The sequence below is a fragment of the Pantoea sp. EKM103V genome (assembly GCF_011800365.1).
Classification (GTDB): domain Bacteria; phylum Pseudomonadota; class Gammaproteobacteria; order Enterobacterales; family Enterobacteriaceae; genus Pantoea; species Pantoea anthophila.
The window spans coordinates 1-302 of record NZ_JAALFQ010000057.1 but is presented as its reverse complement, the minus strand read 5'-3'; the positions used below and the strand labels follow the sequence as shown (position 1 = coordinate 302).

Annotated in this window: 1 pseudogene; it reads right to left on the bottom strand. The window is 66.2% G+C overall.

Going from position 1 to position 302, the window contains the following annotated elements:
• Positions 1-212: pseudogene (locus HFD97_RS22095) on the bottom strand (hypothetical protein); the annotation flags it as partial.
• Positions 213-302 lie beyond the last annotated feature (90 nt).

The following is a 302-nucleotide window of genomic DNA, read 5'->3' as shown; positions in this document are numbered from 1 at the left end:
ATCCACGCGCGGAATGAGGGCAGCGGCAGCGCGCCGTCCCGTACCGTGTCTGCCACCTGCTGCGCCATGTCGTGCAGGGCGAACCACAGGAATTCATGCTGCTCACGTTCGCTGAACCGGCTCTGCGCCAGCGCCGTCAGCGCCTTCAGGCTGTCCGCCAGCTGAGGCGCTAATCCGCTGATCCCGGCGTCTGCTGCGTTCTGTGTTTTCATTCCGGTCCCTCCTCCGCTCACGCAATATCCGCCAGGTGCATTCCCCGGCCCGCTTTCAGCAGCATTCCCAGCTCGCGGCAGGCCAGCCGC